Consider the following 17533-nt stretch of genomic DNA (forward strand, 5'->3'; position numbering starts at 1 on the left):
TATTTTGAAAGGGTCGTTAGAATTGCTAACGACCCTTTTTCTTTTTGTACAAGAATGTGCACGAAGTGTGCACATTCTCTTGACTTGCGCGCAAAATGTCAATACTTTCTTACATGAAGTGGCTAGTCGTTTTAATCCTAACCGGGATGATTGCAGGGTGTTCGTGGACTCCGGAACGATCAAATCCATTTGATCCGAACTCGAGTCTGTATGTCGCTCCGCCTATCCCGAACCGCCCGCCCGTCATCAGTGGATTGGCGATCAACACAAGTTGTGTGAACTTGCCCATCGAAGATCAGTGCGGTGTTACGGTCAAGGCCCGAATCTCGGACCCTGACAGTAATCTGAGAATCGGAGACATCAATGTCACGGTGAACGGCAGGTTTTTCGGCAGACTTGGATACTATCCGCAGGACACTCTCTGGGCTATGACTCTCGAGGAATCGGAACTGGATTCAGCTATTTCCAAATTCACAGGGAGTCTGGTTACGCTTAGCGTGTCCGACGATTCCGGTGCAACCGCGGAAGATACAATTCGTTTTCCGCGGCCCTTCAAGGAATATCCATCTATCACGTGGCCCCTGAGCAGCTTAGATTGCATTTGCCCGGACTACCGGACTTTGAAATGGGAACGATGGAATGGGTCGGGACAAGCGCGGGAACTTGAAATTCGATTTTACTACCAAAACCTGTTTTATGTGTCGCGCCTGACGATGAACGGGATCTCGCCTTCAGATACCACAACTCTTGTAGATCAAGATTTATTTCAGCCCGCGGACAGCAACGCGTTAGTTTTCTATGGTTGGCGCGTATTTGTTGTGGACGAGCTTGGCAATGCCGCAGGGTCAATATCCGGCGGGTTCCGGTCGGTGCAGCATTGCACGTCCGCCTGTGTTCCACCTCCGGGCTAAGGAAAAGAATTACTACCATGGAAGGTTCATCTGCTAGACTTCCGGGAACCTCCGGAATTGTAACCCAGCCCGCGCTCCCGCGAGAGCAGCTTCAGGCATTGTTCGATATTTCTCAAGTCCTCAATACGATTTGGGAAATCGACTCATTGCTTGAACGCATTATGGACATCGCGATTCAAACCGTGAATGCGGAGCGAGGTTTTCTTGTCCTTAAGGAAGAAGGCAACGGCAAAGACGACGGATCCGGATTGTCGGTCCGTACGGCTCGCAACATCGCACCCGAGACGGCGTTGTCCGTATCCGAAATCAGCCGTTCGATCGTCATGGACGCGATTGAGTCTCAGCAGGGTGTACTGACGATTGACGCACAAACCGATCCGCGCTTCGCCGGCGCGGAATCCGTCATCTTCAACCAAATTCGCGCCGTAATGGCCGTGCCTTTTCTCTTGCGAGGCAAGATTGTCGGAGCGATCTATTTGGACAGCCGCAAGCACCGCGAAGGTTTCACGGACGAGTTGCTTTCATTTGTAAAAGCCTTTTCGAATCTTTGTGCGATCGCGATTGAGAACGCGCGTTTGATGGGCAGCCTTCGCGACGAAAACTACCAGCTTCGCAGTGAAGTTCAGCGCACGTACCAATTCAAGGAAATTATCGGCAACAGCTCGAAGATGCAGGAGATTTTCGAACTGCTGAACAAGATTATTCATGCCGACATTTCTGTATTGTTGGAAGGCGAGTCGGGAACGGGAAAAGAACTGGTGGCCCGCGCGCTCCACTACAACGGCCCGCGCCGGGACAAGGCTTTTATCGCACAGTTCTGCGGCAACTTGTCCGAGACTCTGCTTGAAAGCGAGTTGTTCGGCCATAAGCGCGGCGCGTTCACCGGAGCGGTTTCGGACAAGAAGGGTCTTCTGGAAATCGCAGACGGCGGAACATTTTTCTTGGATGAAGTTTCCGATATTCCACTGTCGATTCAAGCCAAGCTGCTGCGCGTGCTGCAAGACGGAGAATTTCGCAGAGTAGGCGACACTGAAACCCGGCGTGTCAACGTGCGGGTGATCTCTGCCACGAACAAGCCACTTGCCAAAGAGGTTGAAAAGGGCTCATTCCGAGAAGACCTTTTCTATCGCCTCAATGTTATTACGATCAACATGCCTTCTTTGCGGGACCGTGACGGCGATTTGCCTCTGCTTGTCCGGCACTTCCTCACGAAGTATGCGACCAAGACTGGCACGGCGGAAAAGAAGATCACGTCAGACGCGATGCGTCTTTTGGCGGGCTATCATTGGCCGGGCAACGTGCGCGAACTTGAAAATGCGATTGAGCGCGCGATCGTGCTGGCGGGCGAACGGGATATTACCCCGGACGAGCTGATCATACCAAGAGTGCTGAAGACTCCCGGCGGATCGCGGTCGCTGCGCGAGCATGAGCGCGAATACGTTTTGCGCACACTTGAAGAAATGGGCGGCAACAAGACGAAAACGGCCTCGGCGCTCGGTGTGTCATTACGTTGGCTTCACTACAAGCTGGCAGAGTGGAAGGATGGCGGCAACTGAGACGTCTCGAATGCTGCGACCGGCTAACACTCCATGAGCAATGATCGTGTAAAACTTGTTCGAGAAATCTCGCGCAGCGGGATTGCCACGGTTTGGGAAGGCTGGGACAACAGTCTCGACCGGAAAGTGCTTGTGAAATCAATTCATCCGCAGTTCGCGCGCGATGCCGATCTGCGGATTCGTTTTGAAAGGGAAGCGCGGGCAATTGCGCGATTGTCGCACCCGAATGTCGTGCAGATCTACGACATTCAGTCCGGAGAAGACTCACTCTCTCTGTTGTTGGAGTATGTAGATGGAGAGACGCTTGGAAGTTTGTTGAAACGGCGCGGCGTGCTGCCGTACGGAGTTGCGCTTCGAGTTATGACCGACATTCTGTCGGGACTTGAAGAAGCGCACAAGAACGGGATCATTCACCGTGACCTGAAGCCGGACAACATCTTGATTGCGCAAACCGGCGCCGTGAAAATCACGGACTTCGGCCTTGCAAGCCTTCGCGACTTGCCTGCCGTGACGCAGGAAGGAATGGTGGTCGGAACTCCGACCTATATGTCGCCCGAACAGGCCTTGGGCGGCGAAACCGGACCGCAAACGGATTTGTTTACGTGCGGTGCGATGTTCTTTGAGATGCTGACGGGGAATCGCTTGATCAAAGGCGACAATCTGGGAGAAGCGTTCCAGAACGTGATGAAATACCGCACACCGGACTTGGGTGAGTGGAGCGATTTCATTCCGCCGCACGCGATCAAGGTCTTGGAGCAATTGATTGACCGCGATCCGTCGGCACGGCAGGAGTCAGCACATGCAACACGGGAAGCTCTGATTTCGGATCCCCCAGAGCCCGTGGCGGACTTGACGAGACTAACAGCTTTCCTTTCGGGGAACGAGCGCACCGAGCCCGCGATTCCTGTCGAGCACCGCAAGAAACCTCACCCGATGATTCTTTGGTTGGTCTTGTCGGCTGTCGTACTGGCAGTGGTTCTCATTGGACTGTTTAGCATGGCAAAGAAAGAACAGCCTCCAGTAACGAAGAGTGAGACCAAACAGCCCGTTGACACAGTGGTTACTCCGCCTGTTGAGATACCCGACACGACGCACATCAGAGATACTCTTTCCCGTACGGTTGACACATCTCAAGCGCCTCCAAAGCCCAAACCGCGCGACACGTTAGCTGTAACGCCGCCCATTGAAGAAAAGCCCGTTCCCACGGGGCCCTCATTCGTGACGATTACGAGCACACCATGGGCAAGAGTCTTTTTCAATGACTCGCTCTTGGGAACAACTCCGTTAGTTACTCCGATAAAACTCCCGTCCGGTATGGGAAGTTTTCTCTTTCTGAATGATCAAATAGGACTGCCCGTTACACGACAGGTACAGTTGCCTGCCGCAGATACAATTGAAATAAACGCTGATCTTCAGGAATCTGTTGGTCGACTTAGAGTCGCCTCAGTTCGACCGTGGGCGGATGTTTTTGTGGACGGGCAAATGAAATTCAGAACACCTTCCACACAAGTCGTCTACCTGCCGCTGGGCAGCCACACCCTCGAACTACGCCACCCCAATTACCCAACCTATCACAAAGAACTCATCTTCGAAAACGGGGATCCCGTCTACGAGGTGCACGTCGATCTCACCCAGCTTTAGTCCGCAAAACCTCTTTTTCTTGCAGGGTTTGCGCCAATCTCCAGAAATTCATATATTTATGTTTTCGCCAAATCGGGAACCATCGAGTTTCTGACGCGTATATTTTTCAAAACTGTTCATAGACAACCATTAAGCAACTGATTTGAAGGTCCATGATTGAGCTTCACGATCTGACGAAGTCATATGGCGGAGTCAAAGCCGTGGACGCGGTTTCGCTCAGTGTACCGAAGGGACAGATTCTCGGATTTCTGGGACCCAACGGTGCGGGCAAGACCACGACCATGAGGATGATTACGGGCTATATGCCTCCAACCTCCGGAACGATCACAGTAGATGGCCTGACGATGGAAAAGGATTCTCTCGCCATTCGCGAAAAGATCGGCTATTTGCCGGAACTTGCACCTGTGTATCAGGACATGAATGTCCTCGACTACCTCCATTATGTGTGCGCATTGCGAAAGATTCCCAAGGAACAGATTCACACCCGCATCAAAGAAGTTGTGGATCGCTGCGGACTGGGCGCGGTTCTCGGGAAAGACGTCGGTCAGCTTTCCAAGGGGTACAAGCAGCGCGTCGGCTTGGCTCAAGCGATTATCCACAATCCCGAGTATCTGATTTTGGACGAGCCGACTGCAGGACTTGACCCGAACCAGATCGTCGAGATCCGAGCATTGATCAAAGAGCTCGGGCGTGAGAAAACGGTAATCCTTTCCACGCACATTCTGTCCGAGGTACAGGCCACATGCTCTCGGGTGATTATCATCAGCGGCGGCAAGCTGGTCGCAGACAATACTCCTGAGGGCCTGCAAGCGGGCCTGCAAGGTCGAACTGTGCTGATGCTTACGCTTAAGGGGAACGGTGACGGTGCGATCTCAAAGCTGAAGTCTCTTCCCTCCGTCGAAGAAGCGCGAAATGTCCAAACCGGCAAGTCCGGCGAGAGCAAATTCCGTGTGGAGAGTGCGGCGAATTCTGATGTGCGGGAAGACGTATTCAAGCTCGCGGTGAGTGAAAACTGGATTGTGCTTGAGATGATTCCGGAGACCCAGAGTCTCGAAGAAGTGTTCCACAAGCTAACGGCGGCCTAATTATGCACAACATTATGGTTATTGCCCGCCGGGAATTCAAATCCTACTTCGATTCGCCGGTTGCGTACATCGTCTTGACGTTCTTTTTGATTATCACGGGCTACTTCTTCACGAGTAACTTGTTCCTGGCCAATCAGGCGGACCTCAGAACTCTTTGGGGAATCGTCCCGTTGTTGTTTGTGTTTTTTATTCCCGCGATTTCGATGAGGCTATTGGCCGACGAAAAGAAATCGGGCACGATTGAGTTGCTCTACACCTATCCAATTAAGGACTCAGAGATCGTCGTCGGCAAGTATCTTGCTGCCTTGGGCCTCTTGGGAGTTGTTTTGGTGTGCACGCTTTTCTACGCGTTCACGATTGCAAGTTTAGGAAACATCGATACGGGTCAAACGGTTGCCGGATATGTCGGACTGGTCTTAATGGCCGCCGCGTATCTGGCTATCGGAGTGTTTGCATCGTCGGTGACAGACAACCAGATTGTCGCTTTCATTCTGGCTCTGTTCATTTCGTTCTTCTTCTTCATCGCCGACAAGATATTGTTCTTCCTGCCCAGCGGCTTAGCGGGCGTGTTCGAGTATCTTGGCATTGAGTACCACTTCCAAAATGTGGCACGCGGAGTAATTGACACTCGAAATCTATTGTATTTTGCGTCAGTTATTTTCTTCGCGCTGCTTCTCGCAAGTCATGCGCTTTCGCGCCGGAGGGGGGACTAAATCATGAAGAAAACTTGGTCAGTATCTAATATCTCGACCCTTTTGGTGATTGCCGCGATAATCGTCGTGGTGAATTTGATCGGCTTAAGGCTATTTGCCCGCGCCGATCTGACCGAACAGAAGATCTATACGCTGAGTCAAGCCTCGCGCAACGTCGTCGGAAATCTCAACGACCGTCTGACGGTGAAGGCCTACTTCACCAAAGATCTCCCGCCGCCCTACAACGCCAATGCGCGCTATGTCCGCGACATTCTGGAAGACTACCGCACATACGGCAAGGGCAATTTCTATTTTGAGTTCGTTGACCCGGCGGACGAAGAACAGCTTGAGAAAGAAGCGCAATCATACCGCGTTCAGCCGGCACAGGTTAACGTGATGGAAAAAGACGCGCTCCAACTCAAGAAAGTGTACATGGGACTCGTGCTCATTTATGGTGACAAACACGAGACCATACCGCTGATCCAGTCGGTCAACAATTTCGAGTACGAAATGACGTCGACGATCAAACGCCTGGTAGCGGAGAAGTTGCCCAAGGTCGGTTTTCTGACGAACTACGGCATACCTGATTTGGGTCAGGACCTGCGCACGGTGACCAGTTCATTGTCGCGCTACTACGAAGTCGTGCCGATTGACACGAAGTCAGGAACGGAAATGATCCCTGAGGACGTGGATGTCCTGTGCATCGTTGCGCCCAAAGAACCGATTGACGATTGGACCAAATTTGTCGTGGATCAATTCGTCATGCGCGGGGGAAAGGTTGCGTGGTTCGTCAACAAAGTTCAGGGTGACGCATCCACCGGACAAGCCACTCAACTGCAGCTCGATATCGACGATTGGACTCGCCGCTACGGATTTACCGTTGCAAATAACCTCGTGCTTGACGCCAACGGCGCGATGATCAATATCCAGCGCCAGCAGGGTATGTTCATGATGACGAATCTTGTGCGCTACTCCTGCTTCCCGGAAGTTACCGATTTCAATCAAGACCAGCCGATTACCAAGGGTCTGAACAGCGGCACGCTGTTCTTCCCGAGCTCAATCGACACGGTGACGCCTTCCGAAGGTTCTGTGCAGATTACGCCGTTGATTCAGTCCTCGGAACTTACCAACGTTCAGGTCGGACAGTTCGACATAAATCCGGAAACGCGGAGAGATCGTTCACAATTTACGGGTGGAAAGAAACTGTTTGCGGCCGCACTTACGGGATCGTTTCCGTCGTATTTCAAGGGCAAAAGCGTTCCGATGCCTGCGGACTCGATGGCTTCCGCGCCTGCCGTGAATATCTTGACCGAGAGTCCCGACACTCGTATGGTAGTTGTTGGTGACGGCAATATGCTCGGCGGACAGTATATGCAGCAGGGCAGTCCCAATCTCGTTTTGTTCTTGAATATCGTGGATTGGCTGTCACAGGACACGGATCTTTTGGCCATTCGCTCGCGCGACGCCGCGGTCCGTCCGCTTGATCCCAACATCACGGATGAAACGAAACAGCGCGTTAAGATGGCTGACATGATTGTACCTCCCGCGCTGGTGCTGTTGCTTGGTCTTTACCGTTGGAACCGTCGCCGCAAAAAGAAGGAGGTAACACTGTGAACAAGACTTTAGTTTTGGCCGCCGTGCTCTTCGCTTTGATTGCGGTTTACTGGGCCATGACGTCTAAAGAACCGATTGCAAAGACGAATATTCCGTTGCTTGCCGCGGACAGCGCGTCCGTAACAGAATTGGAAATTATTACGGCGACGGATACGACCGATTTGAAAAAAGAAGGCGACGGATGGAAGCTCATGGGAGCCAAGGTCTATCCCGCCAACCCCGCGAACGTGGGACGTGCCTTGCAGAGGTTTTCACAGATGACCAAGAAAGCCATGGTTACCGACAAGCCGGAGCGCTATGGCGAATTTGACGTAGACAGCGATAAAGGTGTCCTCGTAAACATCACGACGAATGGCAAGCACGAGTCAGTATTTTTGGGCAAAGCGGGCCCGACCATGCAAACCAGCTATGCGCGTTTGGAAGGAAGTGACGAAGTTTGGGAAATCGGCGGAAATCATACGTCCGCGTTTCGCAGGCCCCCTGCTGACTGGCGCGACAAAACAATAACGGCACTTGCCATGGACAGCATAAGTCATGTGACCATCAGGCACGACGGCGAGACTCTTGACTTGCAGAAGCAGGACACGTTGTGGAAAGCGTCTGAAAATGGCGTTGAGTTCCCGGCAGTCAAGCAACAAGTCGAGAGAATCACGCGGATGTTGTCGCGCATCAATGCCGTCGAGTTTGCCGACTCACTCAGCGATGAGACGTTTACAAATCCCAAGGCAACGGTACATGCCGAGATGATGGACGGGTCCACGGTCGATCTGGCTTTTGTCCCCCGAGACGACAAGCAGTATTATGTTCGCAAGAAAGGCGCGCTTTCGGATTTCGTGCTATACAATAGTACGGTCGAAGTGTTCTTCAAAAAGAAAGATGAATTGCTTGACAAAGAAAAGCCCGCGGGATAGGGGCACCGTTCGAAACACACATGTTTGCGAAGCCTCCGGTTTGGCCGGAGGCTTCGTCATGTCATAACGACTGTTTGAATGAACTCACTTAGACATCTCATACCCTACTTAAGGCCCTACCGGACACGGATTGTTTGGGGATGCATCGCCGCCGTTTTTTCCACGGCGCTTTATGCTCTTGCACCGTGGGTAATGAAACTTGCGATTGACGATTTGCGAAGTGGAATTACGTCCGCAAAACTTGCCGAATACGCGGGAATCATCATTGGCCTGTCACTGGTCGGCGGGATTTTTCGATATTATATGCGAATGCTGCTTATCGGAATGTCGCGATACGTCGAACAAGATTTGCGAGCGACCGTGTTCAGTCATTTGCAAACGCAAACGACGCAGTATTTCACGAAACACCGCACCGGCGATCTCATGGCGCGGATGACAAACGATTTGGACAGCGTGCGTAACGTCCTCGGCCCCGGATTCATGTATCCGATTGACACGAGTTTAACGGCGATCTTTTCTCTGATACTGATGATCTGGATATCGCCTAAGCTGACATTGTTGACTCTCGTGATCACACCTCTGGTAAGCTACTCAGTCTATAAACTGGGCAAACTCACGCACAAGCTGCAAACAGATATTCAGGAACAGTATTCGAAACTCTCGGATCAAGCGCAGGAGAATCTTTCCGGTGCGCGCGTCGTACGCGCGTACTCGCAGGAAGAACAAGAGCGCGGGAAGTTCGACGTTCTTAATCAGGAATTCGTCAAACGAAACATCGCGATGACGAAAGTACAGGCGCTGTTTTTCCCGTTGATGGGATTCTTCTTTGAAGTCGGAACCGCGTTGATACTTTTGATCGGCGGTTACGGAATCATACAGAACGAACTTTCACTTGGGGATTTTGTGGCATTCGTCGGATATCTTGGTATGCTTGCGTGGCCGATGATCGCGGTAGGTTGGGTGGCGAATCTACTGCAGCGCGGCGCCGCTTCGATGAAACGAATTCAAGAGTTACTTGACGCGGAACCGGATATTGCCTCACCCCCGAGCGGTGATATTGCGTCGGAAAGGATCGGAGAAATAAAATTCGAAGACGTTTCCTTCGCCTACGGTGAACGCGAGCCGATGTTGAAAAATATCACCCTGACAATCGCGCCGGGTCAGACGGTGGCGTTCGTCGGCGCAACGGGTTGCGGAAAAACGACTCTAATCAACTTGATCCCTCGCATGCTCGATCCAACGCGGGGAAAAGTCTTCGTCGACGGAATTCCGACTACAGAGTGGGATATCGACGAGCTGCGCCTGCGGGTCGCGATGGTCCCGCAGGACGCGTTCTTGTTTTCCGAAACGATTTTCAACAACTTGATCTTTGGCAAACCGGAGGCCAGCCGCGACGAGGCAATGGCATCTGCTCGTGTGTCCAGAATCGACAAGGACGTTGAGAACTTTGCCGACTCGTATGAGACTTTGGTAGGCGAGCGCGGCGTAACATTGTCCGGCGGCCAAAAAGGACGGCTTGCTTTGGCGCGCGCGTTAGTGCGGGACCCTCTTATCTTGATTTTGGATGATGCGCTGGCGGCCGTTGATACGCACACCGAAGAGGAGATTTTGCAAGGTCTCAAGAAGTTCATGCAGAATCGTTCGTCGATTTTGATATCACATCGTGTGTCAACTGTGCGCGACGCGGATTGCATATATGTCATGGAGAACGGCGAGATTATAGAGCGCGGCACGCATGCTGAATTGGTCGCTCTGGACGGATATTATGCCGACATGGAGCGGCGTCAGAGGTTGGAAGAAGAGTTGGAGTTGACGGAATGAGCGACAAAGGCAGCAAGACTTCCGAAGACCGTGATGTGATGGGCAAGGCCTACGATTCTGTTCTGGCGAAAAGACTGTGGGGATACGTCGGCGACCAAAAGCGCAAACTCTTCCTCGCCGTGTTTCTTTTGCTGCTCGGAGCGGTAACGGAATTGGCGGGGCCGTGGCTCTCGAAGATCGCGATTGACAAATACATCGCGAACGGCGACATGCCGGGACTGATGAAACTTGTAGTCATTTTTGTGATTATCGCCGCATTGTCCACGGCTCTCAGATGGAGCCAGGTTTACTTGACAGGCGAAGCTGGTCAGATGATCATGTATCGACTGCGCCGCGACGTGTTCAACAAGCTGCAAGAGCTGTCAGTACCTTATTTTGACCGCAATCCGGTTGGAAGGCTGATGACTCGTGTGACGTCGGACGTACAGGCTCTTTATGAATTGTTTGGCTCGGGGATGGTGGCGATATTCGGCGACGTGTTTACGCTGCTGGGAATTACGGGCGTGATGTTCGCGATCAATTGGCGGCTGGCGTTGCTGACTCTGCTGGTGATACCGCTTTTGCTGGGTGTTACGTTCGCGTTCAGAAAGAAAGTGCGAGATCTCTACAGGAAGACGCGCGGACAGATTTCTAATCTGAACGGATACCTACAGGAGAATATCACAGGAATGCGCGTGGTTCAGCTCTTTGGGAGAGAAAAACACAACTTCGACAAATTCCAAGAGCAAAACAGCGGCCTGAAGAACACTTATCTTGACACAATCTTCTTCTATGCCCTGTTCTTTCCCGGTGTCGAGTTCATCTCCGCGCTGGCAATCGGCGCGATTATCTGGGGCGGCGGCACAATGATGATCGCGGGAACCGTGACGGTCGGTACCCTCGTCGCGTTTCTGCAATACGTCGAGCGTTTCTACAGACCTGTGCGCGACCTTGCCGAAAAATACAACATTCTGCAAGCGGCGATGGCGGCGGCGGAACGCGTCTTCGGTGTGCTCGATGAGCCGATTCAAGTCGAAGAGAAATCAGGTTCCGGCACACCGCAACTCGCGGCTGAAAATGCTCCCTTCATTGAGTTTCGGAACGTGTGGTTTGCCTACAAGCCGGATGAATGGGTCTTGCAGGACGTGAGCTTCGTCGTCAATGAAGGCCAATCGATCGCCGTGGTTGGTGCGACCGGTGCGGGGAAAACGACCATCATCTCGCTGCTTCAAAGATTTTACGATATTCAACGCGGCGCAATTCTCATCAGGGGCCGGGATATTAGGGACTATCCCCTAAAGGAATTGCGGGCGATGCTGGGGATAGTTTTGCAGGATGTCTTTATTTTCGCGGGCAATATCACGGAAAATATTCGGTATGGACAACCCGAAGCAAGCGATGAACAGGTTAAGGAAGCCTCCAAACTGGTATTTGCCGACCGGTTTATCGGGAGGCTGCCCGCTGGATATGATGAGCCGGTGGTCGAACGTGGAGCGACGTTATCCACGGGCCAGCGGCAATTGTTAGCTTTTGCTCGAGCTCTTCTAAGAAAACCGGAATTGCTGATTCTGGACGAGGCGACAGCCTCCATCGACACGGAAACCGAGCAGCTTATCCAGCAGGCCATTGGGAGAGTGTTGACAGGTCGTACGTCGATCATAATTGCGCACAGGTTATCCACAATCCAGAGTTGCGACCGGATTTTGGTCATGCACCATGGGAAATTGCGGGAAGAAGGCACGCACGACGAACTTTTGAAACTGGGCGGAATCTACCACCGACTATACAAACTGCAATTTGGGCAAGGCGTGAAGGCTGCATAAGCCGATGTGCTCGCTTGACTTTTGGGGGATTTTCTCCTACCTTAATTGGATTAGTGGTAAACTGTCAAACATGTTGTTTTTGTTGAGTTAAATTTCCCTTGAGTGTCACACGAAAAGAAATAGAATCGCTGGCCAAACTGGCGCGGTTGAGGCTTTCGGAGTCCGACATTGAAGGACTCTACAAAGACCTCAATTCGATTTTGGATTATTTCGACCAGCTCAAGGCTGTAGATGTGACTGGAATTGAGCCGATGGTGCATGCCGTGCAGGGGGATAATTTGCTCGAAGATGACGTTCCGCATGAGTCGCTTCCGCATGAAGTTGTGTTGCGGGATGCGCCTGACAGGACCAAGGAATATTTCCGGTTGCCGCGAGTCTTAAACGGATGAGCCGTGTTCTGGCGGTGATTCCGGCGCGCTTCGGAGCCACCCGTTTTCCCGGTAAGCCTCTGGCGATGCTTTGGGGCAAACCTATGGTGCAGCATGTCTGGGAAAAATGCCGCGCCGCAAATAGTCTTGACGGCGTGGTCGTGGCGACTGACGACGACCGGATATTGAAAGCCTGCGCAGGTTTTGGAGCAGATGCCGTGATGACAGATCCTGCGCTGCCCTCTGGCACGGACAGAGTCGCCGCCGCCGCGCGAGATTACGCTGACTTTGAATTCGTCTTGAACGTTCAAGGCGACGAACCGATGATGGAACCCGAAGTCATCGGCGCAGTCGCTGATCTGATGCGCCGCCACGGTGTCGAGATCGGTACTGCCGTTGTCCCGACTCGAGCGAACACGGAACTTGAGCGCCCGCACGTCGTCAAGGCAGTGGTTGCACACGACGGACGCGCGCTGTATTTCAGCCGGTCCGTGATCCCTTTCACACGAAACCAGCCTGACGGGTTGATTCACAACCGTCATCTCGGAATTTACGGTTTCCGAAGTGACGTCCTGAAAGAGCTTGTCAAACTGCCTCCGTCTCCGCTTGAGAAAGTGGAGAGCCTCGAGCAATTGCGTTGGCTGGAAGCGGGTTACTCCATTCACACGGTAGCAGTCCAGAGCGATTCCTCCGGCATCGACACACCTGAAGATTTGCAGAACCTTTCTCTCCGAAATTACTGACTTAAGACTATGGCACCGCAAAAAAAATCTCGTAAGAGCATCCGCGCGAAATATGTGTTTATCACCGGCGGTGTGGTGTCATCGCTGGGAAAGGGTATCGCATCGGCGTCGATCGGCAGGTTGCTCAAAGCTCGCGGAATGCGAGTGTCGATGATGAAGCTCGATCCATACATTAACGTGGATCCGGGAACGATGAATCCGTTTCAGCACGGCGAGGTGTATGTCACCGAGGACGGCGCTGAAACGGATCTTGATTTAGGGCACTACGAGCGCTTCATCGACGAAGACATGTCGCGGGCGAACAACGCGACGACTGGCCAGATTTATCACACGGTAATATCGAAAGAGCGTAAGGGTGACTATCTTGGCGCGACGGTTCAGGTGATTCCGCACATCACGGGCGAAATCATTGAACGGATGGAAGCGGTTACACGCGGACAAAAGCATTTCGACGTCGTGTTGGTCGAGGTTGGCGGCACAGTCGGCGACATCGAAAGTTTGCCGTACCTCGAAGCGATCCGCCAGTTCGGACTTGAGCTTGGACCGAAGAATTGCGTTTACATTCACCTGACTTTGGTCCCGTTCATCCAAACGGCACGCGAAGTGAAAACCAAACCGACTCAGCACTCTGTCAAAGAACTGCGCGAGATTGGTGTGCAGCCGGACTTGCTCTTGTGCCGGACGGACCGTCCGCTTGACAAAAAAGTCAAGGACAAAATTGCGCTGTTCTGCAATGTCAGTCGCGAAGACGTTTTTGACGTGCCGGATGTGGACACCGTTTATGAGCTGCCGCTCTTGCTCGAACGCGAAGGCATGGGCAAGCGCATACTTACGCTGCTCGGTCTGAGGGCGAAAGACCCCGAGTTTTCGCAATGGCAATCCGTTGTTCGAAAGATCAAGCATCCGACCAAGCACGTGAAGATCGCAATCGCCGGCAAGTATGTTGAGGTTCGTGATTCGTACAAGTCGATCATCGAGTCGTTCATTCATGCGGGGGCACATCACGGCGCAAACGTCGAATTGAAATGGATCGAAGCCGAAGAATTCGAGAGTGGCGACGCGCGTGAACTGATGGCTGGTTGCAGCGGACTCTTGGTCCCGGGCGGCTTCGGAGAACGCGGCATCGAGGGGAAGATTGCCGCCGTGGGGCACGCTCGAATGAAGAACATACCGTTTTTTGGAATATGCTTGGGAATGCAGGCGGCTGTGATTGAGTATGCCCGCAGCGTTTGCGGACTTAAGCGCGCGAACTCAACGGAGTTTGCACCGACCACCAAGCATCCGGTGATTGATTTGCTTCCCGATCAACGCGGACTGAAGCAAAAGGGCGCGACGATGCGGCTGGGCAGCTATCCGTGCTTTTTGCTGCGCGGATCGAAGGCGCATGCGGCCTTTGGATCGGACGCAATCACCGAACGGCATCGCCACAGATTTGAAGTGAACAACAGATACCGCGAGCAGCTTGAGCAAAACGGCCTGGTATGTTCAGGCGTATGGCCGGGAGGTGATCTGGTCGAGATCATCGAATTGCCGGGACACCCGTGGTTTCTGGCGGTGCAGTTTCACCCGGAATTGAAAAGTCGTCCGACACATCCACATCCTCTGTTCAGGGATTTTGTGGGCGCGTGCTTGGAATATGGTGAGCCGAAAGCGAAAGAGCATGCTTCGGCGAAGAAACTTGAAACAGTAACAGAGGAGTAGGAGTGGAGCGCACCCACAAGGCGACGCTCATTCCCGGTGACGGTATCGGCCCGTCGATCTCCGAGGCCGCAGTGGCCATTATGGAGGCGACGGGCGTTGTCATTCAGTGGGAAGTATGTCATGCCGGCTTAGCTGCCATCGCCAACGGCAAGGATCCGTTGCCGAAGGAGACCGCGGATTCGATTGACCGTACGGGCGTAGTGCTCAAAGGACCGATCACCACTCCGGTGGGTGGCGGTTACAAGAGCGTCAACGTCTCGTTGAGACAGAAATACGATCTCTACGCGAATTTGCGGCCTTGCCGTTCATTCGAAGGATTGGTGACGCCTTTTCCGAACACGGACATAGTCGTCGTCCGCGAGAATACGGAAGGACTTTATACCGGTCAAGAAATGTACGTCGATCCGGACAAGCGCGCGGCGATAGTCGTCGCCTGCAATACGCGCTCGTCGATGGACCGTGTGTGCAAATACACGTTCGAGTGGGCGCGTGCCAACGGACGAAAGAAAGTCACGTGTATTCACAAGGCGAACATCCTAAAAGTTTTCTCCGGAATATTTCTTGAGAGCTTTCGCGAAATTTCCAAGGGCTATCCCGAGCTTGCCGCGGACGAAAAAATCATCGACGCCGCAAGCATGGAAATGGTTCGCAAGCCTCATATCTTCGACGTCGTCGTAACGACGAACTTATTCGGCGATATTATTTCTGACTTGACGGCGGGATTGGTTGGAGGATTGGGCGTTGCGCCCGGCGCAAATTACGGAGACAAAGTCGCGATTTTTGAAGCGATTCACGGCAGCGCGCCAGACATCGCAGGCAAGGGAATTGCCAATCCGATTTCGCTCGTGCTGGCGGGAGCGATGATGCTGAAGCACATCGGCGAAGATCAAGCGTCCGAAAGTGTGAACACTGCTGTCCGCGCCGTGATCAAGGAAGGCAAGTACCTGACGCCTGATCTATTACAGGGATCGAAGTACGGCACGGCAGATTTGACGAAGGCCATCATTGACAAGCTCGATTGACATAGGCGGCGAGTTTTATCCGCTCGCAATCATCGCAGGGCCGTGTGTTATCGAATCGGAAGATCTCTGTCTGTACGTCGCGGAAGAGCTTGCGGGAATTGCTGTGCGGACGGGAGTGTTGCCGATATTTAAGGCGAGTTTCGACAAAGCGAACCGCACGTCCGTGACGAGTTTCCGAGGACCGGGATTGGAAGAAGGTCTAAGGATATTAGAGAAGGTGCGCAGTACGAGCGGATTGCCTGTTACGACAGACATACATTTGCCGGAGCAAGCGGCGCCTGCAAGCGAAGTCGTGGACATTCTGCAAATCCCGGCCTTTTTGTGCCGCCAAACGGATATGCTTGTCGCCGCTGGTAAGACAGGGAAGGCCGTAAATGTCAAGAAGGGCCAGTTTGTCGCTCCGGAAGACATGAAATACGCGGCTGACAAGATAGCATCGACGGGCAACGGCAAGATTTTGTTTACCGAACGCGGCGCAAATTTCGGATATCGCGATCTTGTCGTGGACATGCGTTCGTTGGTAATCATGTCCGAGATTGGATTCCCCGTGATTTTCGACGCGACGCACAGCGTACAGAAAATGGGCGGACAAGGCGGAGGCGTGTCCGGAGGATCTCCGAAGTATATCGGCCCGCTCTCTCGAGCGGCCGTCGCCACCGGTGCAGTGTCCGGTGTTTTCGTTGAAACACATCCGAATCCGTCGCATGCTCTTTCCGACGGGGCGAATATGCTGCCGTTGCCGGAACTTGAAACGTTGGTCAGTAGTCTGGTGAGAGTCGTTGAATCATTGAAAGAGAATCCTAAATGAGCACCGGACGTGACAAGATTCGCTTGAAGGACATTCAGATTTATGCTTACCACGGCGCTCTAGAAGAAGAACGACGGTTAGGCCAACTGTTTGAACTCGACTGTGAAGTGACGGGAGATTTTGGTCGCGGCGGCAGTGGCGACGATTTGCATTGGACTGTTGACTACACGCTTTTATATCAAGAAGTAAGTAGCGTGTTTTTGGCAAAGTCCTATCAATTGCTTGAAACGTGCGGTGCCGAATTGGCGATGGCCGTCTTGGCGAAATTTAGCAGTGTCGACGAAGTGGTTATTCGTGTCAGGAAACCACACGTCCCAATGGGGGGAGTAATAGGAGGCGTAGAAGTAGAGATCGCAAGAAAACGAATCCATGATTAACTACGCCTACGTGGCATTCGGTTCCAACGAAGGTGACCGAATCAAGAATCTCGCGGAAGTGATGAAGGAGTTTGGCCAGCGCGGGATACACCTGCGGAGAATGGCCAAGCTCTATGCATCAAAACCGGCGGAAAGCGTAGCAGGCGAGATTTTCTTGAATACGGTTTTGGAATGCGGGAAGTCCGCGTCGATAGAGACGTTTTTCGAAGTACTTCAAAGAATCGAATTGTCATTAGGGAGCCTCAACAAGAAAAACGGGGCGAGCAGGACTTGTGATCTTGATCTCTTATTGTGGGGTAACTTGACGAGTGACTCTATAGACCTGACGATTCCTCATCCTCGTATAGCCCAACGGGATTTTGTTCTCCGCCCGTTGTGCGATTTGATCCCAGATGAGATTATGCCCGGAACGATGAAACGATTCTCGGAATTGCTTGCGGAGTGCAAAACCGAGTTCGTACTAAGAGTGGTGGAGCGGTAA

At 52.7% G+C, this 17533-nt stretch carries 16 protein-coding genes; all 16 read left to right on the forward strand.

Annotated elements, in window-relative coordinates; all coding sequences use genetic code 11:
- Nucleotides 1-113: 113 nt before the first annotated feature.
- Entirely contained in the window at nucleotides 114-911 is a 798-nt protein-coding gene (locus H6507_02115) for a hypothetical protein (protein MCB9367898.1), read from the forward strand.
- Between the two features lie 17 nt (nucleotides 912-928).
- Entirely contained in the window at nucleotides 929-2467 is a 1539-nt protein-coding gene (locus tag H6507_02120; GenBank protein ID MCB9367899.1) for a sigma 54-interacting transcriptional regulator, read from the forward strand.
- Between the two features lie 33 nt (nucleotides 2468-2500).
- Nucleotides 2501-4108, forward strand: a complete 1608-nt coding sequence (locus H6507_02125) for a serine/threonine protein kinase (protein ID MCB9367900.1) — start codon at nucleotides 2501-2503, stop codon at nucleotides 4106-4108.
- A 152-nt stretch (nucleotides 4109-4260) separates the two neighbouring features.
- Nucleotides 4261-5193, forward strand: a complete 933-nt coding sequence (locus tag H6507_02130) for an ATP-binding cassette domain-containing protein (GenBank protein ID MCB9367901.1) — start codon at nucleotides 4261-4263, stop codon at nucleotides 5191-5193.
- Nucleotides 5194-5195: 2 nt separating this feature from the next.
- On the forward strand, nucleotides 5196-5906 hold the full coding sequence (locus H6507_02135; GenBank protein MCB9367902.1) for an ABC transporter permease subunit: 711 nt from the start codon (nucleotides 5196-5198) through the stop codon (nucleotides 5904-5906).
- A 3-nt stretch (nucleotides 5907-5909) separates the two neighbouring features.
- Nucleotides 5910-7499, forward strand: coding sequence for a Gldg family protein (locus tag H6507_02140; protein ID MCB9367903.1), 1590 nt, complete (start codon nucleotides 5910-5912; stop codon nucleotides 7497-7499).
- Nucleotides 7496-8410: a DUF4340 domain-containing protein gene (locus H6507_02145; protein ID MCB9367904.1), complete on the forward strand. Its 915-nt coding sequence runs from the start codon at nucleotides 7496-7498 to the stop codon at nucleotides 8408-8410. Before H6507_02140 ends, H6507_02145 begins: the two co-directional genes overlap by 4 nt.
- A 78-nt stretch (nucleotides 8411-8488) precedes the next feature.
- Nucleotides 8489-10231, forward strand: coding sequence for an ABC transporter ATP-binding protein (locus tag H6507_02150; GenBank protein MCB9367905.1), 1743 nt, complete (start codon nucleotides 8489-8491; stop codon nucleotides 10229-10231).
- Complete coding sequence (locus H6507_02155; protein MCB9367906.1) at nucleotides 10228-12033, forward strand: ABC transporter ATP-binding protein; 1806 nt, start codon at nucleotides 10228-10230, stop codon at nucleotides 12031-12033. Before H6507_02150 ends, H6507_02155 begins: the two co-directional genes overlap by 4 nt.
- 98 nt (nucleotides 12034-12131) lie before the next feature.
- A complete protein-coding gene (gene gatC, locus H6507_02160; protein ID MCB9367907.1) occupies nucleotides 12132-12422 on the forward strand; it encodes an Asp-tRNA(Asn)/Glu-tRNA(Gln) amidotransferase subunit GatC in 291 nt (96 codons plus the stop codon).
- Nucleotides 12419-13144 (forward strand): 3-deoxy-manno-octulosonate cytidylyltransferase, encoded by a 726-nt coding sequence (gene kdsB, locus H6507_02165; protein ID MCB9367908.1) that lies wholly within the window; start codon nucleotides 12419-12421, stop codon nucleotides 13142-13144. Before gatC ends, kdsB begins: the two co-directional genes overlap by 4 nt.
- Before the next feature lie 9 nt (nucleotides 13145-13153).
- Nucleotides 13154-14845, forward strand: coding sequence for a CTP synthase (locus H6507_02170; protein MCB9367909.1), 1692 nt, complete (start codon nucleotides 13154-13156; stop codon nucleotides 14843-14845).
- A 2-nt stretch (nucleotides 14846-14847) separates the two neighbouring features.
- Nucleotides 14848-15867, forward strand: a complete 1020-nt coding sequence (locus tag H6507_02175; GenBank protein ID MCB9367910.1) for an isocitrate/isopropylmalate dehydrogenase family protein — start codon at nucleotides 14848-14850, stop codon at nucleotides 15865-15867.
- Nucleotides 15851-16675, forward strand: a complete 825-nt coding sequence (gene kdsA, locus H6507_02180) for a 3-deoxy-8-phosphooctulonate synthase (protein ID MCB9367911.1) — start codon at nucleotides 15851-15853, stop codon at nucleotides 16673-16675. The genes H6507_02175 and kdsA overlap by 17 nt, the downstream gene beginning before the upstream one ends.
- Nucleotides 16672-17052, forward strand: coding sequence for a dihydroneopterin aldolase (gene folB, locus H6507_02185; protein ID MCB9367912.1), 381 nt, complete (start codon nucleotides 16672-16674; stop codon nucleotides 17050-17052). The genes kdsA and folB overlap by 4 nt, the downstream gene beginning before the upstream one ends.
- Nucleotides 17045-17533 carry a 2-amino-4-hydroxy-6-hydroxymethyldihydropteridine diphosphokinase gene (folK, locus tag H6507_02190; protein MCB9367913.1) on the forward strand — a complete coding sequence of 163 codons (489 nt, stop codon included), beginning with the start codon at nucleotides 17045-17047 and terminating at the stop codon, nucleotides 17531-17533. The genes folB and folK overlap by 8 nt, the downstream gene beginning before the upstream one ends.

The organism is Calditrichota bacterium (genome assembly GCA_020637445.1).
In the GTDB taxonomy this organism is placed as follows: domain Bacteria; phylum Electryoneota; class RPQS01; order RPQS01; family RPQS01; genus JABWCQ01.